The sequence below is a fragment of the Helicobacter sp. NHP19-003 genome, from assembly GCF_019703305.1.
Lineage (GTDB): Bacteria > Campylobacterota > Campylobacteria > Campylobacterales > Helicobacteraceae > Helicobacter > Helicobacter gastrocanis.
Genome location: NZ_AP024814.1, coordinates 979,296 through 997,057, shown reverse-complemented (window position 1 = coordinate 997,057; position 17,762 = coordinate 979,296). Strand labels below are relative to the sequence as shown.

At 47.5% G+C, this 17,762-nt stretch carries 27 protein-coding genes; 16 read left to right on the top strand and 11 right to left on the bottom strand.

The window, feature by feature from the left end; genetic code table 11:
• Nucleotides 1-311: 311 nt before the first annotated feature.
• The 5 genes from rplS to rpsP form a co-directional block, all read right to left on the bottom strand.
• Complete coding sequence (rplS, locus tag K6J72_RS05230) at nucleotides 312-686, bottom strand: 50S ribosomal protein L19 (protein WP_221279075.1); 375 nt, start codon at nucleotides 684-686, stop codon at nucleotides 312-314.
• Nucleotides 683-1,417, bottom strand: a complete 735-nt coding sequence (trmD, locus tag K6J72_RS05225) for a tRNA (guanosine(37)-N1)-methyltransferase TrmD (RefSeq protein ID WP_221279074.1) — start codon at nucleotides 1,415-1,417, stop codon at nucleotides 683-685. The genes rplS and trmD overlap by 4 nt, the downstream gene beginning before the upstream one ends.
• Complete coding sequence (gene rimM, locus K6J72_RS05220; RefSeq protein ID WP_221279073.1) at nucleotides 1,417-1,935, bottom strand: ribosome maturation factor RimM; 519 nt, start codon at nucleotides 1,933-1,935, stop codon at nucleotides 1,417-1,419. The genes trmD and rimM overlap by 1 nt, the downstream gene beginning before the upstream one ends.
• Entirely contained in the window at nucleotides 1,925-2,179 is a 255-nt protein-coding gene (locus K6J72_RS05215; protein WP_221281139.1) for a KH domain-containing protein, read from the bottom strand. Before K6J72_RS05215 ends, rimM begins: the two co-directional genes overlap by 11 nt.
• Before the next feature lie 190 nt (nucleotides 2,180-2,369).
• A complete protein-coding gene (rpsP, locus tag K6J72_RS05210; RefSeq protein WP_221279072.1) occupies nucleotides 2,370-2,603 on the bottom strand; it encodes a 30S ribosomal protein S16 in 234 nt (77 codons plus the stop codon).
• A gap of 133 nt (nucleotides 2,604-2,736) precedes the next feature.
• Here rpsP and K6J72_RS08420 point away from each other — a divergent pair, with 133 nt between their 5' ends.
• The 11 genes from K6J72_RS08420 (at nucleotide 2,737) to K6J72_RS05165 (ending at nucleotide 9,326) form a co-directional block, all read left to right on the top strand.
• Entirely contained in the window at nucleotides 2,737-3,249 is a 513-nt protein-coding gene (locus tag K6J72_RS08420; protein ID WP_260320525.1) for an alcohol dehydrogenase catalytic domain-containing protein, read from the top strand.
• Nucleotides 3,250-3,278: 29 nt separating this feature from the next.
• Nucleotides 3,279-3,581 carry a zinc-binding dehydrogenase gene (locus K6J72_RS08415; protein WP_260320524.1) on the top strand — a complete coding sequence of 101 codons (303 nt, stop codon included), beginning with the start codon at nucleotides 3,279-3,281 and terminating at the stop codon, nucleotides 3,579-3,581.
• A complete protein-coding gene (locus K6J72_RS08410; RefSeq protein WP_260320523.1) occupies nucleotides 3,541-3,795 on the top strand; it encodes an MDR/zinc-dependent alcohol dehydrogenase-like family protein in 255 nt (84 codons plus the stop codon). The genes K6J72_RS08415 and K6J72_RS08410 overlap by 41 nt, the downstream gene beginning before the upstream one ends.
• Before the next feature lie 137 nt (nucleotides 3,796-3,932).
• Nucleotides 3,933-4,562: an alpha/beta hydrolase gene (locus tag K6J72_RS05200; protein ID WP_221279071.1), complete on the top strand. Its 630-nt coding sequence runs from the start codon at nucleotides 3,933-3,935 to the stop codon at nucleotides 4,560-4,562.
• The gene (locus K6J72_RS05195) at nucleotides 4,549-4,977 is read left to right on the top strand and encodes a hypothetical protein (protein ID WP_221279070.1); all 429 of its coding nucleotides are present in this window, start codon (nucleotides 4,549-4,551) and stop codon (nucleotides 4,975-4,977) included. The genes K6J72_RS05200 and K6J72_RS05195 overlap by 14 nt, the downstream gene beginning before the upstream one ends.
• Nucleotides 4,978-4,986: 9 nt before the next feature.
• A complete protein-coding gene (locus tag K6J72_RS05190; RefSeq protein WP_221279069.1) occupies nucleotides 4,987-5,496 on the top strand; it encodes an NAD(P)H-dependent oxidoreductase in 510 nt (169 codons plus the stop codon).
• Nucleotides 5,493-6,047 (top strand): DapH/DapD/GlmU-related protein, encoded by a 555-nt coding sequence (locus K6J72_RS05185; RefSeq protein ID WP_260320522.1) that lies wholly within the window; start codon nucleotides 5,493-5,495, stop codon nucleotides 6,045-6,047. Before K6J72_RS05190 ends, K6J72_RS05185 begins: the two co-directional genes overlap by 4 nt.
• 84 nt (nucleotides 6,048-6,131) lie before the next feature.
• Complete coding sequence (locus K6J72_RS05180; protein ID WP_221279068.1) at nucleotides 6,132-7,271, top strand: cupin domain-containing carboxymuconolactone decarboxylase family protein; 1,140 nt, start codon at nucleotides 6,132-6,134, stop codon at nucleotides 7,269-7,271.
• 49 nt (nucleotides 7,272-7,320) lie between these two features.
• Nucleotides 7,321-7,737, top strand: coding sequence for a MerR family transcriptional regulator (locus K6J72_RS05175; RefSeq protein WP_221279067.1), 417 nt, complete (start codon nucleotides 7,321-7,323; stop codon nucleotides 7,735-7,737).
• Nucleotides 7,738-7,798: 61 nt separating this feature from the next.
• Complete coding sequence (locus K6J72_RS05170) at nucleotides 7,799-8,782, top strand: aldo/keto reductase (protein ID WP_221279066.1); 984 nt, start codon at nucleotides 7,799-7,801, stop codon at nucleotides 8,780-8,782.
• A gap of 340 nt (nucleotides 8,783-9,122) precedes the next feature.
• Nucleotides 9,123-9,326, top strand: coding sequence for a hypothetical protein (locus tag K6J72_RS05165; RefSeq protein ID WP_347709304.1), 204 nt, complete (start codon nucleotides 9,123-9,125; stop codon nucleotides 9,324-9,326).
• On the opposite strand, the gene K6J72_RS05160 is transcribed toward K6J72_RS05165, so the two are convergent.
• Together K6J72_RS05160 and K6J72_RS05155 are read right to left on the bottom strand one after the other, a co-directional pair.
• Nucleotides 9,285-9,614: a hypothetical protein gene (locus K6J72_RS05160; RefSeq protein WP_221279065.1), complete on the bottom strand. Its 330-nt coding sequence runs from the start codon at nucleotides 9,612-9,614 to the stop codon at nucleotides 9,285-9,287. The genes K6J72_RS05165 and K6J72_RS05160 overlap by 42 nt on opposite strands.
• Before the next feature lie 5 nt (nucleotides 9,615-9,619).
• The gene (locus K6J72_RS05155; RefSeq protein WP_221279064.1) at nucleotides 9,620-9,934 is read right to left on the bottom strand and encodes a hypothetical protein; all 315 of its coding nucleotides are present in this window, start codon (nucleotides 9,932-9,934) and stop codon (nucleotides 9,620-9,622) included.
• Nucleotides 9,935-10,026: 92 nt separating this feature from the next.
• Between K6J72_RS05155 and K6J72_RS05150 the strand changes: the two genes are divergently transcribed.
• The 5 genes from K6J72_RS05150 (at nucleotide 10,027) to K6J72_RS05130 (ending at nucleotide 11,612) form a co-directional block, all read left to right on the top strand.
• The gene (locus tag K6J72_RS05150; protein ID WP_221279063.1) at nucleotides 10,027-10,248 is read left to right on the top strand and encodes a type II toxin-antitoxin system HicB family antitoxin; all 222 of its coding nucleotides are present in this window, start codon (nucleotides 10,027-10,029) and stop codon (nucleotides 10,246-10,248) included.
• Entirely contained in the window at nucleotides 10,241-10,435 is a 195-nt protein-coding gene (locus tag K6J72_RS05145) for a type II toxin-antitoxin system HicA family toxin (protein WP_221279062.1), read from the top strand. The genes K6J72_RS05150 and K6J72_RS05145 overlap by 8 nt, the downstream gene beginning before the upstream one ends.
• Nucleotides 10,432-11,064, top strand: a complete 633-nt coding sequence (locus K6J72_RS05140) for an IS607 family transposase (RefSeq protein WP_221279061.1) — start codon at nucleotides 10,432-10,434, stop codon at nucleotides 11,062-11,064. The genes K6J72_RS05145 and K6J72_RS05140 overlap by 4 nt, the downstream gene beginning before the upstream one ends.
• Nucleotides 11,051-11,209, top strand: a complete 159-nt coding sequence (locus K6J72_RS05135) for a hypothetical protein (RefSeq protein WP_260320521.1) — start codon at nucleotides 11,051-11,053, stop codon at nucleotides 11,207-11,209. The genes K6J72_RS05140 and K6J72_RS05135 overlap by 14 nt, the downstream gene beginning before the upstream one ends.
• Nucleotides 11,210-11,456: 247 nt before the next feature.
• Nucleotides 11,457-11,612: a hypothetical protein gene (locus K6J72_RS05130; RefSeq protein WP_221279060.1), complete on the top strand. Its 156-nt coding sequence runs from the start codon at nucleotides 11,457-11,459 to the stop codon at nucleotides 11,610-11,612.
• A gap of 1,491 nt (nucleotides 11,613-13,103) precedes the next feature.
• Here the strand turns inward: K6J72_RS05130 and thiE are convergent.
• The 4 genes from thiE to htpG are packed head-to-tail and all read right to left on the bottom strand — an operon-like array spanning nucleotide 13,104 to nucleotide 17,737.
• Nucleotides 13,104-13,715, bottom strand: coding sequence for a thiamine phosphate synthase (gene thiE / locus K6J72_RS05125; RefSeq protein WP_221279059.1), 612 nt, complete (start codon nucleotides 13,713-13,715; stop codon nucleotides 13,104-13,106).
• Complete coding sequence (gene guaA, locus K6J72_RS05120; protein ID WP_221279058.1) at nucleotides 13,706-15,244, bottom strand: glutamine-hydrolyzing GMP synthase; 1,539 nt, start codon at nucleotides 15,242-15,244, stop codon at nucleotides 13,706-13,708. The genes thiE and guaA overlap by 10 nt, the downstream gene beginning before the upstream one ends.
• The gene (locus K6J72_RS05115; protein ID WP_221279057.1) at nucleotides 15,237-15,872 is read right to left on the bottom strand and encodes a hypothetical protein; all 636 of its coding nucleotides are present in this window, start codon (nucleotides 15,870-15,872) and stop codon (nucleotides 15,237-15,239) included. Before K6J72_RS05115 ends, guaA begins: the two co-directional genes overlap by 8 nt.
• Complete coding sequence (gene htpG / locus K6J72_RS05110; protein WP_221279056.1) at nucleotides 15,872-17,737, bottom strand: molecular chaperone HtpG; 1,866 nt, start codon at nucleotides 17,735-17,737, stop codon at nucleotides 15,872-15,874. The genes K6J72_RS05115 and htpG overlap by 1 nt, the downstream gene beginning before the upstream one ends.
• Between the last annotated feature and the right edge of the window lie 25 nt (nucleotides 17,738-17,762).

Below are 17,762 nucleotides of genomic sequence, written 5' to 3'. Positions count from 1 at the left end.
ATAGATTTTGTCTTGTTGTCGCTAGCCCCCTAAAAATACAACCAAAGGTTTTTTACGGGGTTTTAACCCACAGAGTTGAGGCATAAGATTCTTAATCGTTTAAGGCGAAAAATCCACAAATAGGAGGTTAGGCTCTAAGCCACGCCTAAAAACACTCATCCAAAAGCATAAGGGGGATCAAGCCCACACAAAGACCAAAAGGAGCTAATTCCAAAAGGGCTGTGCGAGAAAGCTGTGTCAGATGCAACCCAAAAAGAGCCCCTTAGGGCTAGAAAAGAGGTTTAAGGGGAGCAGATGTGCCCCTGGAAGCCTCAAGCCTCTTTGCTCTTTTCAAACTTACGCACTTCTTTGATACGGGTGGCTTTGCCTTTTCTGTGGCGCAAGTAGTAGAGCTTGGCACGGCGTACCCGCCCCACTCTTAAAACCTCAATGCTCGCTAAACTTGCCGAATAAAGGGGGAAAATCCGCTCCACACCCACACCATTTGCACCGATTTTACGGACGCAAAAAGTTTTGCCGACCCCATGGCCCCTTAAAGCGATGCAAACGCCCTCAAAGTTTTGGGTACGCATTTTGTCGCCCTCTTGAATGCGGATGCCTAGGCGCAAAGTGTCGCCAGCTTTAAAGCGAGGGGGTTGTGCCTTGATTTGGGCATCCTCAAAGGATTGCAAATAGCGGTTTTTCATTTGGATGAACCTTTCTTGTTGTTTTGGCAGAACTTCTGCAAAGACCTATCTAAGCAATAAAGGGGGGGACGAAAATATTTAGTCCTCTGGATAGATAAATCGTGCATAATCCCCTCTATTCTAGCATGGTTACCCTTTGAATACGCTGAAGTGGGCGCAAGTTGCGTACAGCTGGGCTTTTTGGCTAGGTTGTAGGTGTTGGCAAAGTTGGGGGCTTCTAAGAGATGGTGGCTAAAACTTTCATTGTCTAGCGAGCCAGCGTTGCCCAAAGTCCCCTTTAAGAGCCGCGCCACGCTGTCGCACACACATAAAGCGGGCAACTCCCCGCCTGTCAGCACGAAGTCGCCCACGCTAAAGACTTCATCGGCGTGCGTTTCGATCAATCGTTCATCAAAGCCATCGTAACGCCCACAGACGAGGATCAAATGCTCGTAGGTGGATAATCTCTTAGCGTCTTGTTGGGTGTAGGGCTTACCCACGGGACTTAAGAAAAGGACATGCCCTTTCTCTAGGCTCTCTAGGGCGTTTTCTACCATGTAGGGGTCTAAGATTTGCCCAGCTCCCCCGCCCACTAAGGGGAAGTCCGCTCTTTTGAACTTATGGGGCGAAAAGGGGCGCATGTCTATTAAATCAAGGCTAAAAATGCCCTGCGCTAAGGCCCTTTTTAAAATGGAGTCCTCAAAGTAAAAAGACAGGAGATTAGGAAACAAGCTAAGGACGCTAAAGCGCATTAACTTTCCTCCAACAGCCCCAAAGCGTCCTTAGTGGCGATGCGCTTGTTTTTTAAGTCTGTATGGACAATGTAGCGGGGGATATAGGGGATGAGAAACTTTTTGGCGGGGGCTTGCACCTGCAAATAATCCACCCCGGCTAAACTTTCTATCCCTAGCACCACCCCTAGCACCTCGCCCCCCTCTATGACCTCTAGCCCCATTAACTGAAATGCCAAAAACTCCCCCTCTTGTAGGTTACAAAGCCTCAGCGTTTCCTCTGTGCTCATGCTTAAGGTGCTGCCCACTAGCCCTTGGGCTTGCTCTCTTGTGCTGACCCCTTCTAAGAAAAGCAGGGAACTTTTAGGTTCGTAAGCGTGGATCGTGTAGGTTTGGGCGGGTTTTAGGGGGCTAGAAACCTGCACGCACGCACCTGAAGTTAAACATTCCAAACAATTGCTCTGTAGGTTTAGTTTTAGACCCCCCCTCAAGCCCACAGCTCTCCCAAGCAGCCCCACGACCAAGAGATTAGAGCACATAGGGGTTTTTAGCAGCCACGACCACGATTTTATAACTAAAGCCGTCCTTTGCCTTGACCCCAGAGATGAAGGCTTTAAGCGCGCTCACCATTTTGCCATCCTTGCCAATCACCCGCCCCATGTCTAGCGGGTTGGCGTAAATGCAAACCTCCTTAACCCCCGGCTCTAATAAGCGCACATGCACCTGTAAGACCTGCGGATAAGCCACAATCTTTTTGCAGTACTCGGCGACAAAAATTTCAATGGGGTAGCCTTGATTTTCTTCTTACAGGGGGCTCTGGGGTTTCTTGTGTGGGGGTTTGCGTGGGGAGGGTTGCTTTTACAGAAGCTTGCTTAAAATCCGCTTGAGAGGCTTGGCTTTGGGTGTAACCCCCATGAGTTTTCTTGTTCTTGCAGGTTTGGCTCTCGCATACTAAACTCCCCTCCCTCCAGGCTTAGGCTTGTTGTTTAGAGAGTTTTTCCACCCTCTCGCTCATTTTCGCCCCCACGCTTTTCCAATAGTCCAGCCTTGCGTGGTCGATCTGCACCACTTTGGGGGTGGTCAAGGGGTTGTAATACCCGATAGATTCGATCCAGCCCCCATCGCGGCGTTTGCGCGAATCTGTAACCACAATGCGGTAAAAGGGCTTTTTCTTGCGCCCACTGCGGGTAAGTCGTACGATTGTCATGGTGTTCCTTATCATTTTATTGCAAATTTTTCATTATAGTGAACTTTTCTAAAAACAAGCTTTGTTTAAGCAAATGCCCCACATTGTCTTTTATTTGCTACAATGGGCACTTATTCCAGCACAAAGGTTTTTCATGTCTGCACGCATCGAAGCTAAAGGTTTTGCGATTCATTCTAAAGACGGCAAATTTGCCGAGCACCACTTCACCCGCCACGCTTTAGGCGAAAAAGATGTTTTGATTGACATCCACTATTGCGGGATTTGCCACAGCGACATCCACTCTGCCTACAGCGAGTGGCATGATGGCATTTATCCCATGATCCCCGGACACGAAATTGCAGGGGTCGTTCAAGAAGTGGGCGCACAGGCGCGCAAATTCAAAGTCGGGGATAAAGTGGGCGTGGGTTGTTTTGTCAACTCTTGCAAAGAGTGCACCCCTTGCCACGATCACCACGAACAATTTTGCAAAAAAGCGGTGTTCACCTACGATTGCAAGGATCACTTCCACAACGATGAACCCCACATGGGGGGTTATTCAAATTGCATTGTGGTGGACGAAGACTACATCATCCGTGTCCCCCACGATGCCCCTCTAGAGAAAATCGCCCCCTGCTTTGTGCCGGCATCACCACTTACTCGCCCCTAAAATTCTCTAACATCAAAGCAGGCTCAAAAGTGGGCATCGCGGGCTTTGGCGGGTTGGGGCACATGGGCTTAAAATACGCTCTAGCGATGGGTGCAGAGGTGAGCGTGATCGGGCGCAGCAACGCCAAAAGGGAAATGGCACTTAGCATGGGCGCAAAACACTATTACAGCGATGTCAAAGACGCAAAAGGGGCAAATTTAGATCTCATCATCTCCACCATCCCCACCCCTACAACATGGCAGACTACTTGGATGTGCTTGCCTATGGGGGTGAGTTTTTGCCATTGTGGGCTTGCCCCCAAGGGACAACCCCATCACCCTCAGTGCCGCTAACTTTGTGTGGCACGCCAATAAAAAGGTCTACGGCTCTTTAATCGGGGGGATTAAGGAAACCCAAGAAATGCTAGATTTTTCGATTCTACACAACATTTACCCCGAAATTGAGCTGGTTACGGGCAAAGACATCGACAGAGTGTATCATGACCTCACCCATTCCAACGCTAAGTTCCGCCATGTCATTGACATGAAAAGGTCGTTTTCTAGTTAGACATCTGGCCCCAAAAGTCCACAACGAGGGGCGTTGGTCTAAGCCCACACCCACGGACATATAACCCCCTTGACAAACACTAGGTGTTAGGTTTTATAATACTAAATACCTAAAAATTTTGAGGAGTTTTGATTTTTTTGCGATCCTTGATCCTAGCATCAGCCCTAACTTTAGGCGTGCAAGCCCAGCCCTTCCAAAGCACAAGCCGCACCCCAAGCCACACACAGGGGGATATTTATGTAAGCCCCAAGGTCAATATCCAAGAAGTGTGCTTTAAAAACCAGTATGGTTTGGATACGGGAGCGCAATTATGCACCCCAAAATCCATGCAAAAGGGTAAAAAATACCCTGCGTGGATTGTGGGACACCCCATGGGAGTGCTGAAAAAACAGGTGAGCCAAATTTACGCCACGAAGTTGATCAAAAGGGGCTTTGTTGCTCCAAGCTTTGATTTGAATTTTTGGGGGCAGTGTGCGGGCACTCCACGCCACGCTGTTTTGCCCGACACGCATGTGGAGGGCTTTGGCGCGACCATAGATGGTCGAGACACGAGAAATTTTATTAATCGAGAAAAAATCGTGGTTGTGGGGGTGTGCACGAGTGGAGACTTTGCTTTGGCAGCCGCTAAGATCAACCCATGCATGAAAGCCATCACTATGGTGGGCATGTATGCCATGGACGATACCACAAGACATGGGGTGCGTGATTCTATCAACAAGGTACAACGGGAAGCGTTCTTAAAAGAGACAGCCAATGAACGCTATTAAAGAGTTTGGCACGCATCAAATCACCCGTTACGCAGTCGGCACGCCCACAAAGATTGACGCAAATTCAAGCCCCATTGCCAAAGAGTTTTACGATTTTTACCACACCAAGGGGGGCACATACACCCCACAGAGCCAAGACCCCAAGCTAGATGCCATGTCCATGTTCTCTAGCGGTGTCAAGTTCATCAACTTCTACCCCTTTGAGGACTTAGACAGCATTTCGCCCCGCCTTATTTTTCCATCACGGGCGATGAGGCGCACTCTAGGGGGTTTAGCCAAAAAGCCTACGCCAAGGCCGCTCAAGCCCAAAGAGCTTTACTATGTCAAGGGAGCAGGGCTGTGGATTTACACGACCACGCCAAGCACATCCCCCTTGACAAAATCACGCAATTTTTCCAAAAAAATCTCCATGTAAAGGATTAACATGTCCCTTTTAGTCATCTTAGCCCATCCCAACTTAGCCCAATCACGGGTGAATAAAGCCCTTAAAATTGCCCTAAGCTCTACAAGTGTGGTGGTGAGCGATTTATACGCCTTATACCCAAACTTTAGCATTGACATTGCAAGCGAGCAGGATAAACTCATCAAGGCAAAAAGCCTTGTCTTTCAGTTCCCCATGTTTTGGTATTCTTGCCCTGCCTTGCTCAAGCAATACTTTGACGATGTGCTGACTTATGGCTTTGCCTACGGCTCTAAGGGCAAAGCCTTAGCAAACAAAACATTTGCCCTTGCCATTAGTTTAGGGGCGCGTGAGGGGGACTTTCAAGGCAGATTCAGTTTGGAAAGTGTCCTCACCCCCTTTCAAGCCATCAGCCACTTCATCGGCACTAAGTACGCCAAGCCCTTTTTGACCTATGACACCGGCAACTTGAGCGACACCGCCTTAAAAGCCCAAGCCCAAGCTTACCAAGAGTGGATCAAGGGGCTTGCATGAAAGACATTTTTGAGCGGGATTTAAGTGGGGAGATGGTGAGTATGGACGAGCCCGAGTTTGACAATCTTTATGGCGTAATTCAAAATGCCCAAAAACTCATCCACAAACTCAACACGCAAGAGTTAAGCCCTGAAGAGATACGGGCTTTAATGGCAGAGCTTACCGGCAAGCCCTTTGATGCCACCAACACGATTTTACCGCCCTTTTATGTGGATTTTGGGCGCAATATCAACTTTGGCAAGCACTTTTTTATGAATACGGCTTGTACCTTTATGGATCGGGGAGGGATTGAGATCGGCGATCATGTCTTCATTGGCCCTAGGGTGTGCCTAACCACGACTAACCACGACTTCAACCCCTACAACAGACGCACGACCTTTAGCAAGCCCATTGTGATCAAAGATCGGGTGTGGATTTGCATCAACGCCACGATTTGTCCCGGGGTTACTATCGGGCAAAACTCCATCATCGCAGCGGGGGCGGTCGTTACTAAAAATGTTCCCCTAATGTCATTGTGGGGAGCAATCCGGCCAAAATCATTAAGTATATAGAGGTGCAACATGCGTAAGGCTTTGGCTTTTTTGGCGTTTTCTCTTGCCCTACTTGGAGCACACACACAGCACAAAGGAGGGCACATGCAAGAAGTGCATAGACAAGCGGAGTTTCAAGAGTTTCAAGGCACAAGCGACAAATTCAGCGGCAAGGTGCGTGTCCAAATCCTATTTGGACCGAACAAATGGCGCAACTTTAGTGGAGGGATCGTGCATTTTAGCCCCAAAGCTAGGAGTTCTTGGCACACGCACCCTGCAGGGCAAACTCTCTTAGTAACAGAGGGGGAGATCTACACAGGTACAGCCGATGGCAAGGTGAGCGTAGCGCATAAGGGTGATGTCATCTCTTGTCCGCCCGGCGTAAAACATTGGCACGGGGCAGGACCTAGCATGGGCGGAGCGCATTTAGCCCTAACAGGAGATAAAAATGGCGAAAATGTCAAATGGCTAGAAAAAGTCAGCGACACAGAGTACAACAAGGCGGTTAGCTCCATTAAGCCTGCCAAAAGTGCCTTTAACCCCTTTGCAAACAGCCCCCTAAAGAGCGATCCACAAATGTTTCACACCTTCAACCATTTCGCCATGCAGGAGGCTTTTAAGACTTCGGGCTTAAGCGTGCCTGAGTACAGCCAAATTTTATTAGCATCTCTAGTGGCTCTAGGCTCTGTGCCGCCTTACACCAATGCGCTAGAGAGCACCTTGCCGCACATAAAGCCCCAAGCCCTTAGAGAGATTTTATACCAAGCCATCCCCTATGTGGGTTTTGCACAAGTGCAGGGCTTTTTAGAGGCGACGAATCGAGTCTTTCAAGACAAGGGGATTAGCTTAAGCCCCCAAAAGAATATACCCCAAGAGTTGAGGGCGCAAAGGGGTTTGGCGATCCAAAAAGAGATTTTTGGGCAAGTGATCGAGGACATGAACGCTAACGCCCCCAAAGATGAGGCGCATTTTTACCAATTCTTGTCAGCAAATTGCTTTGGGGATTACTATGCTAGAGAGGGGCTGGATTTGCGCTTTAGAGAGTTGCTGACCTTTGTTTATTTACTCTCTTTAGGTGGGCTTGAGAGTCAGCTAAAAGCCCATGTTCGTGGCAATTTTAGCATAGGCAATGGGCGTGCTAAACTCATCGGCGTGGTTACAGCTTTGACCCCTGTGATCGGCTACCCCAAAGCCCTAAACGCCCTAAAAGCCATAGACACAGCCACAGCAGGGCACAAAGAATAATGCCCCAAAGGAAAGCACCTTTAAGCGACCATGCTAAAAAAGGCAACACATGGCATTCACCATCATAGAAGTAGAAAGACAAACGGGCATCCCTTCACGCAAGATTCGCTTCTGGTGCGATAAGGGGCTCTTCCCCTTCGTGCAATGCGATTCAAATGGTGTGCGCTACTTTTCCAAGAGCGACATCGCGTGGGTGGAGTGGGTGCAGTGTTTGCGTGCATGCAACATGCCCCTAGCAGAGATTAAAAATTACATCAACCTATCCAAACAAGGGCTAAAAAGCGCACCACAGCGTAAAGGCATTTTACAAAAGCAATTACAAACCCTGCGCGCCCAATTAGACACCCTACAAAAGGCCGAGCAAAAAATCGCCCATAAAATTACGCTTTACACGCAAATGATCGCGGAGCAAAAAGACTTTTTAAACCCCCTAAGCCCTGCCTACAAAGGCACGCCTAAAAAATAGCCTTGACAAACATTAGGTGTCAGGCTTTATAATCCAAGCGCCTGCAAAATCAAGGAGTAAAATGACATACAAACAACTAGGACAATTCAGGGTCAGTCCCCTAGCTTTGGGGTGCATGGGGATGAGTTTTGGTTACGGCGAGATGCATGAGAAGAAAGAAATGATTAAGTTCATCCACAAAGCCTTTGAGCTGGGCATTAACTTTTTTGACACAGCTGAAGGGTATGGGGCGTATAACGAGGAACTCTTAGGCGAGGCGGTGAAACCCTTTAAAGATAAGGTCGTGGTCGCTAGCAAATTTGGGATTTATCAGGGTAAGGGGGGGAGTTGGGATTTAAACTTAGATTCAAGCCCTAAGCGCATCAGACAAGCCCTAGAGGGGAGCTTAAAACGCCTAAAAGTGGAGTGTTTGGACTTGTATTACCAGCATAGAGTTGACCCACAAGTGCCGATTGAAGAGGTTGCCAACACGATGCAAGAACTCATTAAGGAGGGCAAAATCAAGGCATGGGGCATGAGCGAGGCGGGCTTGCCTAGCCTAGAAAAAGCACAGGCCATTTGTCCGCTTACAGCCCTGCAAAGCGAATATTCGCTGTGGTGTCGCGCGCCCGAGAAAGAGATTTTAGGTTTTTGTGAGACAAACAACATCACCTTTGTAGGATTCTCGCCTTTAGGTAAGGGCTTCTTTGGGGGCAAGATTGCTAAAAACGCCACCTTTGACAAAGAGGATTTTAGGAGTGTCGTGCCCAAATTTAGCCCTGAAAACTTGACTAAAAACTACGCTTTAGTGGAAGTTTTGCAAGACACCGCTAAAGCTAAAAACGCCACGCCTGCCCAAATCGCGCTGTCTTGGATTTTACACATGCAAAGGGCGGTGATCCCCCTATTTGACACGACCAAAGAAGAACGATTGCTAGAAAACATCGGGGCGTTGGGTGTGTCTTGGCAGACAGGCGAGCTAGAAACCTTTAAGCAAGAGCTAGAAAAAATCGCCATAGTTGGGGAGAGATATCCCACAAATCTCAACGACAAGGTGGGTAAATGAAACAAGCCCAACAACCCTAAACGGCGTGCCTTATTAGCTAATGCGCTCATCGGAGGGTCTTACTCTCTTGGCATGCTAGAGGCTAGGGGGCATAAGGGCACGCCTAAAAGTGTGCCAAAAAAGCGTTTTTGGGCAAGTTAGAAGTTTCTTGTGTGGGGCTTGGCGTGCAAAATATAGGGCGCAAATACGACACTTCCGTTCCCTACCGCCCTGAAATGATCGCTGTGATCCGCCCTGCTTAGAGGAGGGCGTAACTTTCTTTGATACGGCTGAGGCTTACGGACCTTTTGAATCGGAGAGGATTTTAGGCGAGGCCGTTGCGCCTTTTAGAAAAAAGGTGGTGATCGCGACCAACTTTACTAAGGGGGATTTTAGGGCATTAGAAACCCGTTTTGCGCCCGAAAATCTCCCTAATAATTTAAAATTAGTCCATTTTTTGCAAGAGTGGGCATTAAAGAAAAACGCCACGCCCGCTCTAAATTGCCCTAGCGTGGCTTTTGGCTCAAAAGCCCACTATTTTGCCCATCCCCGGCACCACCAATAAAGACCACATGCTGGCTAACACCGCTTCTAGCACCAAAATTAAGCCCTGTGCCAAATGCGCGCTAACACGGCCATTAATGGCCTGCAACTTTTCATTCAAAAGCGCGTCAAATTCTTGCTGTTGCATATTGTAAAAAATGGCGCCCAGCTGCTCGGGGCTCAACTCTGTTTCGCTCTCAATCCAGCGCCGCCCGGATCCATCCAAGTAGCCACAGATCGCAAATTGTGGCAGGGCTGCTTTGGTGGGCATGGCTTTGGCTAATAATTCTTGGGTGATGGAAACTCGCATACAGCCTACTTGTACAGCACGCTGGCCGTCATTGTTGCGGCGTTAGATACGCCGCTCCAAAAATCAGAGTTATTTTGCATGCTGTCTCCAAAATGCGACAAGTCGATGGTTTGGTTAGCCACACAAGCCCAAACTTGCAAAAAAACTCTCTCTTCCTCTATTTCAGTTTTTGCCCTGTACATGCTAAAGGTATGTAGTCCTCTTATCGTGTGTTTTAAAAACATGATGGCGATGCCGGCATGGGTGTTGTGCAAGTGGAAACGCATTCCGTTGCCCATCGACTCATAAGTAACGCCGCACGCCTCCACCTTTAGCCCCATTTGCCCGGCCATGCTATTGTTAAATTTTCAATTTAAGTTATATAAAAATATATATTGTACATAATTATAAGAAATTCAATTAAAGGTGTGGTGTGCTTTTTAATGCTGTCATAGAAAAAGATAAGGACGGGTATTTTGCTTTTGTCCCCTCTTTACAGGGTTGCGTATCGCAAGGGGAAAGCTACGAGGAAGCTTTAAAAAATATTAAAGAAGCGATAGAGCTTTATTTGGAGACTTTAGAGGCAGATGAGCTAGTCTTTCTATCTAAGAAAAATTCCGTCATAGCACCTATTGAAGTCGCTTTAAATGCCTGAATTACCCTGCCTCACAGCCAAAGAAGCAGAAAAGCTATTGCTAGCAAATGGATTTATCTTTTCTAGGCAAAAAGGTAGCCATAGGATTTATACAAAAGGCAAGATTAGACAGGTTTTACCCTTCCATTCTGGGCAAATCTTGCACCCTAAAATCGTAAAAGAAGTTATGGGGAATCTGTTTAAGTGAAATCAAAAGAAGTTTTAAAAATTCTAAAAATATCCCGTGTTACTCTTTGGAAGTATGTTAAAAGCGGAAAAATACGGGTTGAACAAGAGCCTAATGGCTACTATAAATGTAATTCTGAGGATGTCTATAAGATTGCTGGGATGGAGGATGGCAGGCTGAATGTGATCTATGCTAGGGTGAGCACTAAAAAGCAGAAACAAGACTTACAAAACCAAATAGAAAATTGTATCTCTTTTTTAAATGCTAAAGGAATACCTGTGGGTAACATCTATTCTGACATTAAAAGCGGGATGTCTTTAGACCGCAAGGGATTTATGGAGCTTCTTAATGCTGTAATGAACTTTAAAATTAAGGCTGTCTATGTTTCTTATAAAGACCGATTGGCTAGACTGAGCTATGATTTAGTAGAAAAATTGTTTACAGACTATGGGACTAAAATCATTGTCATTAACCAATACGAATCCAAGAGTTTAGAGCAGGAACTATTTGAGGACATTATGCAGGTCATTCATTCTTTTTCTATGAAAATGGTTTCTAAACGGAGGATTGCTAAGAAACTTTTAATTGAAAGCAGGGCAAAACAAGAACTCATAGACGCGATTAATGGGGATTTAGATGACTCTAACTGAACGCCACATCATCAAACCCTCACACCCCCTATTCAAGCGCATTAAAGACTTTTGCCACTTGTCTAAAAATCTTTACAATTACGCGAACTTCATCCTAAGAGAGCATTACTTTGCAGGATTTAAAGGGGGTTTGAGGGGGGTTTAATAGCGTTTAAATGGGGTTTAAAAATTAAGGAACAAATGCTAAAGCATTTGCCCTTAAGCCTAAGAGGAGATACTATGTCTAAAAAACATGGAAAAAACTCCACGAGGGGCATTTTACCACAAAAGCGAGGGTTTTGGGTGCATAAACTAAAGGGGTTAGAAAATTCTTAGAGTTTGGGGGTTTTTGATATAATTTAAGTGCCCCGTCTTGCTCAAGGGCGGGGCGAAAAACCTTAAAAGGAGTTGCTATGGATAGCAAACATGGCAAAAACTCCGTGTGGGCATTTTATCTAAAAATTAGCGTTTTTGGAGGAAACGCATCGCGTTTCTGGGCTTTAAACGCGAAGTGGCGGGGGATTGCCCCCGTTGCAAGGGTAAAACTAAGCCTAAAGCTTAAACCCTAACGGAGTTTGCCCCCTAGCTTGAGACGCTAGGGGGTTTCCTTTACTTGGGCAGCTTGGACAGCAAACGCGATACGGGCAAACGCAAGGCGTTTGTTTCTTCACTTAGGCGACACACGAAACTTGACCCACTCTTAAAAACAAGAATTGAAATTTTATAAGTTTTGTAAGGCAACTATTAAGGCAACTATGGCACAATAATCCTAGCGGAGGGAGGCGAACAACCTCCCCCGGGGTTATCCCCGGATTTCACTGCTTAGTGAAGTGGTTGGACCAAAACCATCAACACCGCTAGAATTAGCAATAATCGCATGGTGTGCCTCCTTTCTAGGAGTGCGCCCACTTTCTCCTGTCCCCAAAGGTTTTAAAACCTTTTCCCAACAAGCCAAAAGCAAATTAAACCACTTTCAGCCATTTTCCAATGGTCCAAAAGAGGCAACCACCCATGCCATAGAAGTGGTGATTATAACGCAAGTTGTCTGGAATAATGCGGGAGGATTTAAAAACTCTAAAAATCTAAGTCAAACATTAAGCTAACTATGGCACAATAATCCTAGCGTGAGAGGACCTCCTTATCGGGGGTCCACCCTTACGCCTTAGCGTAGATACTGGGTCAAGAGCATCATTAACGCTAAGATGATCGGCATTTGTTGCATGGCTACTTCCTCTCTGGAGGTCGCCCGCTATCTCCCATCCCCAAGTGCAAACAAAATTTACGCTTTTCCCATCAGTCCAAATTGCTTTAGACTTACACCAAATGACCCAAGAGGCAACCATGTGTGCCATAGAAGTGGCGATTATAACGCAAGTTGTTTTAAACCGCCCAAACTAAACCCTACCCAAACCAAACCCAGCATCAGCCAAGCTATGCCAAAATCAAATTTGGGGTCATCCCCCAGAAAGTGGTTGGACCAAAACCATCAACGCCGTTAGGATTATCAGCAATCAATACGCCTTTAGGTGTACATCCCCTATCTCACAAACAAAACCCCAAAAGCCAAAACCCAAACACTCCTAATCTCCTAAACAAGTTTGTTGCCCTTATGTGCCAACAGCCCATGATTTAAATACATTTTAGTAGTTGTAGTAGGGCATGTGAATTTGTGCCCAAAGCCTTGCTAACCCCGCTGTGTAGGGCGTTTGTGGCTCGGGGAAAAAATCACTTTCAGGCACATGTTGGCACAAAAAAATGAAAAAATGGGGCAAAAACACACTTAAAAAACGGGTTTTTGGGGCGTTTTAGGCACATGGGCACACTGCTTTAAGCACATGGGCACAAAACATGTGCCTAAACTTTTCACACACATGTGCCCAAAGCCCTTAAAAACCCCCACAAACCCCCTATACAAGGGCATTAGCGCATGTGCCCAACATGTGAATAAAGCGTGAATGACATGTGAATAAAGCGTGAATAAGGGGGAAAATTAGCAAGATTTGGGCACATTAAAAAAAGTTGTGATTTAAGCATTCCCCCCTTTTTTACAACCCCCTAGACTAAGCCCCCATCGCTTTCTTGAGGGCTTTGACGTTTTGGGTGATGTCGCCTAGCCATAGGCTAGAAATCACAGCGCACATATCAAGGGGGGGCAGAGTGGAGATGTTGCTAGGGGTCAGTCCGCCGATGGCACAAAGGGGCAGGTTTAAACACGCCCTCGCTTGGGTGAAAACTTCTTTAGCAATCGTGGGGGCTTTGGGCTTGGTGGGGGAGGCAAAGCACGCCCCAAAGGCGACATAATCCGCCCCCAAACTTTGTGCTTCTTTGGCTCTGTCTAAATCCCCATAGCAAGACACCCCGATCACCCCCTTAAAATGCTTGCGGGCTTCTTTTAAAGGGGTGTCTTCACGCCCTAAGTGCAGGCCGTAAGCCTGACACTCTAGGGCAAGCTCTAGGCGGTCATTGATGATAAAGCCCACGCCCTCCTTAGCGCATATTTTGGCTAAATCTTTGGCTAGGGGGAGCAAGTCGCCATCGCTGCGGGTTTTATCTCTTAGCTGAAAGAGCCTAACCCCCCCTTGTATGGCGTGTTCTAGCAGATTAGGCAATTTGTCATAGGGGGACAACACCTCATCGCTGATCGCATAGACCCCCCTTAAGGCTACTCCCACTCAATCGTCCCCGGGGGCTTAGAAGTGATGTCATACACGACCCGGTTGATCCCTTTGACCTCATTGATGATTTGATTTGCCACGCTCTCTAAAAACTCAAAGGGCAGGGGCGCAAAATGCGCGCTCATGCCATCGCTGGCACACACAGCCCTTAAGGCTAGCGTGTTGTCATAGGTGCGGTTATCGCCCATCACCCCCACTGAGCGCACATTTAAAAGCACGCAAAAGGCTTGCCACACCGAGTCGTAAAGCTTGGCCTCGTGCAAGGCTTGGATAAAGATACGATCGGCTTGGCGGACTAACTCTAGGCTGTCGTAACCCACAGCCCCTAAAATGCGGATGGCAAGACCCGGACCGGGGAAGGGGTGGCGTTTTAGCATCTTCTCAGGCAGGCCTAGCTGTGCGCCTAAAGCCCTCACCTCGTCTTTAAACAACTCTCTTAAAGGCTCTAAGAGCACAAAGTCCATTCTTTCCGGCAGTCCGCCTACATTGTGGTGGGATTTAATCACCTTAGAAGGGCCTTTCACGCTCACCGACTCGATCACATCGGGGTAAAGCGTGCCTTGCGCCAAATACTTGATTTTGCCCCCTTGCTCTAACTCTTTTGCCTTTTTTTCAAAGACCTCGATAAAAGTCCAGCCGATGATTTTGCGTTTTTCTTCAGGAGCACTCACCCCCCTTAGCCTCTCTAAGAACAAATCAGACGCATCGACCACATGCAGGGGGATTTTTAAATCCGCAAACATTTGGACCACTTGCTCTTTTTCGCCTAGGCGTAAAAGCCCGTGATCCACGAACACCACCTCCGTTTGTGCCCCCACTGCCTTGTAGCACAAGCTGGCGACCACGCTCGAATCCACGCCCCCGCTCACGGCACATAAAATTCTATCCTTGCCGACCTGCTCTTGGATTTTGGCGATCTCTTGAGCAACAAAGGCCTGCATGTCCCAATTCGGGCGACACCCGCAAATCTTCAATGCAAAGTTCTTTAAGATTTGTGCCCCTTGTGTGCTATGCACCACTTCGGGGTGGAATTGCAAGCCAAAAAGGGGCTTAGTGGCGTGGGCGATGGCGCAAAAGGGGGCATTCGCGCTCTTGGCTAGGGTTTTAAAATCAGGGGGCAAGCTCTCCACCTTATCGGCGTGGCTCATCCACACCACGCTTGCATTTTCCACGCCCTCTAATAGGGGGTGTGGCTCTAGTAACTCTAAGTGCGCCTTGCCAAATTCTTGGGCTTTGGCAGGTTTGACCGCTCCGCCAAAGGTATCCACCAAAAGTTGCATGCCATAGCAAATGCCAAGCACGGGTAAGTTGGCCTCAAACAACTCGGAGGCACAGCGGTAAGCGTCTTTGGCATACACGCTTGCGGGCCCACCGCTTAAAATAAGGCCCTTGGGTTTCTTGGCTAGGATGTCCTTAGCGGGGGTGAAGTAGGGATAAATCTCGGTATAAACACCCGCTTCACGCAACCGCCGTGCGACAAGCTGGGTGTATTGACTCCCAAAATCTAAAACAATCAATTCAATCATGCGCTCCGTCCTCTAGGGGGGTGAAAATGTTTTGGTAGTTGATTCTAAAATCTGTAAAAATCTCTTTATGGGTTTGCAGCCATTTTAAAACAGGTTGTGCGTCCTTTTTGTGGCAAGGGCTCAGCCAAAAATAGCGCATGTTCAAGGGCTGATAAAGCACACTTAAGGTTGGGGGCTGTTGCAAATATAGCCTTTGGCTCATCAGCACGAGGTCTGTAGGTTTGTAGGGGGTGGGGCGTGCGCGGACAATTTTGAGGCTTTTAGCTAGGGCAGGGCGCGTGAGCTCTAAGAGCACCGCTTTGGGGCTTTTGCCCGTGAAAAGCGGGGCTAGCTCTTGATCGCCCAAGAGCACAAAGCTTTCTTGAAAAAGAGCTGTGCCTTTTGCGGGCATACCCCCCTTGCTTAAAAGATGCCAAGTGCTCAGCGCGTTTTTAGAAACCAAATAGGCAGACACCCCACAAAGGCGTTTGGTTTCCTCTAAAGGTTGCCAAAGGATTTTAAGTCCCGTGTCTTGCTGAATGGCAAAGCCTAAAAAGTCCAAAAACCCCTCTTTGTTGCCTATGTCGCTGGCAATGCTCAAAGGCTTGGCGCACAGGGGCAAGCACAAGAGCAGGGGGGCAAGGCGCATTAAAAGGCGCGTAAAATCGTGGCGCTGAGCCGGTCGTTGAAGGCTTTGGCGTTTTTCAACGCCCCATTTTCTAAAAGTTTTGCGCTGTCAAACAACAAATGCGCTACATCGGCTAAAAGGGCGTGATCCTCCACGCCTTTAAGCTTTTGGATGATGGCATGCCCGATGTTGAGCTCTAGGGTCTTGGGTTGCTCTTGCACGCTTTGGCCCATTTGGCGCATTAAATTTGCCATCATGGCGTTTTGCTCATCGCCCACAAGAGCCACTGCAGAATTTAAATCTTTAGACAGGGCGACCTCTTTGACCTCACCTTTTAACGCCTCTTTAAACGCCTCTAAAACGCCCTTAAACTCCTCTTTCTCCGCCTCGCTGATCTCGGCTAGCCCTAGTTCTTTTAAGGTTTCGCTGCTGCTTGCATCTTTAAAAGGGGTTTTGTCGTACTCACTCACCCCGGGCATCACAAAGGCATCGACCTCATCGCCCATTAAAAGCACGGCAAAGCCCTTTTGGGCATATTTCTCTAAGATGGGGGAGGCTTTGAGTAAGTCTAAACTTTCGCCGACCATGTAGTAAATGCTCTTTTGCTCGGTGGGCATGCTGGCTTTATATTCTTTGAGCGATAGAGGTTTTTCGCTTTTGCTGCTCGTAAAACGCAACAAGTCTAAAATTTTATCTTTGTTTTCAAAGTCGCTGTGTAAGCCCTCTTTGAGCACTCGCCCAAATTGGCCATAAAACTTCTCGTAAGTGGCGCTATCTTGGCTCAGTTTCTCAATCTCGGCTAGGATTTTCTTCGTGGAGGCGCTTTTGATGTTGGCAAGGATTTTGTTTTGTTGCAAAATCTCACGGCTCACATTCAAGGGCAAATCCTCGCTGTCTATAATGCCCCGCACAAAGCGCAAATATTGGGGCAATAATTCCTTATCGTTGTCGGTGATGAACACCCGTTTGACATAGAGTTTCACCCCCGATTGGTAATCCACCCTAAACATGTCAAAAGGGGCGACACTGGGGATATAAAAAAGCGTGTTGTATTCTAAAACCCCCTCGGCGCGGTTGTGTATCCACGCCAAAGGGGGGTTGTTGTCATGCGCCAAACTTTTATAAAATTCTTTGTAGTCCTCGTCTTTGAGTTCATTTTTAGGCACACGCCAAAGGGCTTTGGCGCTGTTGATTTGGGTGCATTTGTCCTCAACAACTTCTTTTTTAGCCTCGCCCTCGCCCTCGCTTTTAGTTTCGGTGTAGCTTAAGAAAATGGGGAAGGGGATGTGCTCGGAGTATTTTTTTACGATGTGCTCGATCTCCCAGCGGTTGGCAAATTGCGCCTCTTCGTCTTTGAGAAACAGGGTGATCTCTGTGCCAAAGCTTTCTTTCACGCAGGGGCTGATCTCATAAGAACCCTTGCCATCGCTCACCCACGCAAAAGCCTCTTCACTCAAGGCCTTTTTGCTCTGCACCACGACTTTGCTTGCGACCATAAAGCTGGAGTAAAAGCCCACGCCAAACTGCCCGATGAGTGCGCTGTCTTTCTTTTGATCGCCGCTTAGATTGGCCAAAAAGCTCTTCGTGCCAGACTTGGCGATCGTGCCTAGATGTGAGATGAGCTCTTCCTCGCTCATGCCAATACCATTGTCGGCGATCGTCAAGCTCTTGGCTTTTTCATTAAAGCTCAAGTTGATTTGGGGGTGAAACTCTAGGGATTTATAGACCTCATCGCTGATGACCATGTAATTGAGCTTGTCTAGGGCATCGGAGGCGTTAGAGATGAGCTCTCTTAAAAAAATCTCTTTATTGGAATAAAGGGAGTGGATCATCAAATCCAAAAGTTGGTTGATCTCGGTTTGGAAAGTGTGTTTTGTGGATGGCATTAAAACTCCAATGTGAAAATAAACC

Excerpts from the sequence above, each read along its gene's own strand:
- rplS (WP_221279075.1), bottom strand. The coding sequence starts at position 686 with ATGAAAAACCGCTATTTGCAATCCTTTGAGGATGCCCAAATCAAGGCA.
- trmD (WP_221279074.1), bottom strand. The coding sequence starts at position 1,417 with ATGCGCTTTAGCGTCCTTAGCTTGTTTCCTAATCTCCTGTCTTTTTAC.
- rimM (WP_221279073.1), bottom strand. The coding sequence starts at position 1,935 with ATGTGCTCTAATCTCTTGGTCGTGGGGCTGCTTGGGAGAGCTGTGGGC.
- rpsP (WP_221279072.1), bottom strand. The coding sequence starts at position 2,603 with ATGACAATCGTACGACTTACCCGCAGTGGGCGCAAGAAAAAGCCCTTT.
- K6J72_RS08420 (WP_260320525.1), top strand. The coding sequence starts at position 2,737 with ATGTCTGCACGCATCGAAGCTAAAGGTTTTGCGATTCATTCTAAAGAC.
- K6J72_RS05195 (WP_221279070.1), top strand. The coding sequence starts at position 4,549 with ATGAACGCTATTAAAGAGTTTGGCACGCATCAAATCACCCGTTACGCA.
- K6J72_RS05190 (WP_221279069.1), top strand. The coding sequence starts at position 4,987 with ATGTCCCTTTTAGTCATCTTAGCCCATCCCAACTTAGCCCAATCACGG.
- K6J72_RS05185 (WP_260320522.1), top strand. The coding sequence starts at position 5,493 with ATGAAAGACATTTTTGAGCGGGATTTAAGTGGGGAGATGGTGAGTATG.
- K6J72_RS05180 (WP_221279068.1), top strand. The coding sequence starts at position 6,132 with ATGCAAGAAGTGCATAGACAAGCGGAGTTTCAAGAGTTTCAAGGCACA.
- K6J72_RS05175 (WP_221279067.1), top strand. The coding sequence starts at position 7,321 with ATGGCATTCACCATCATAGAAGTAGAAAGACAAACGGGCATCCCTTCA.
- K6J72_RS05170 (WP_221279066.1), top strand. The coding sequence starts at position 7,799 with ATGACATACAAACAACTAGGACAATTCAGGGTCAGTCCCCTAGCTTTG.
- K6J72_RS05160 (WP_221279065.1), bottom strand. The coding sequence starts at position 9,614 with ATGCGAGTTTCCATCACCCAAGAATTATTAGCCAAAGCCATGCCCACC.
- K6J72_RS05155 (WP_221279064.1), bottom strand. The coding sequence starts at position 9,934 with ATGGGGCTAAAGGTGGAGGCGTGCGGCGTTACTTATGAGTCGATGGGC.
- K6J72_RS05145 (WP_221279062.1), top strand. The coding sequence starts at position 10,241 with ATGCCTGAATTACCCTGCCTCACAGCCAAAGAAGCAGAAAAGCTATTG.
- K6J72_RS05135 (WP_260320521.1), top strand. The coding sequence starts at position 11,051 with ATGACTCTAACTGAACGCCACATCATCAAACCCTCACACCCCCTATTC.
- K6J72_RS05130 (WP_221279060.1), top strand. The coding sequence starts at position 11,457 with ATGGATAGCAAACATGGCAAAAACTCCGTGTGGGCATTTTATCTAAAA.
- guaA (WP_221279058.1), bottom strand. The coding sequence starts at position 15,244 with ATGATTGAATTGATTGTTTTAGATTTTGGGAGTCAATACACCCAGCTT.
- K6J72_RS05115 (WP_221279057.1), bottom strand. The coding sequence starts at position 15,872 with ATGCGCCTTGCCCCCCTGCTCTTGTGCTTGCCCCTGTGCGCCAAGCCT.
- htpG (WP_221279056.1), bottom strand. The coding sequence starts at position 17,737 with ATGCCATCCACAAAACACACTTTCCAAACCGAGATCAACCAACTTTTG.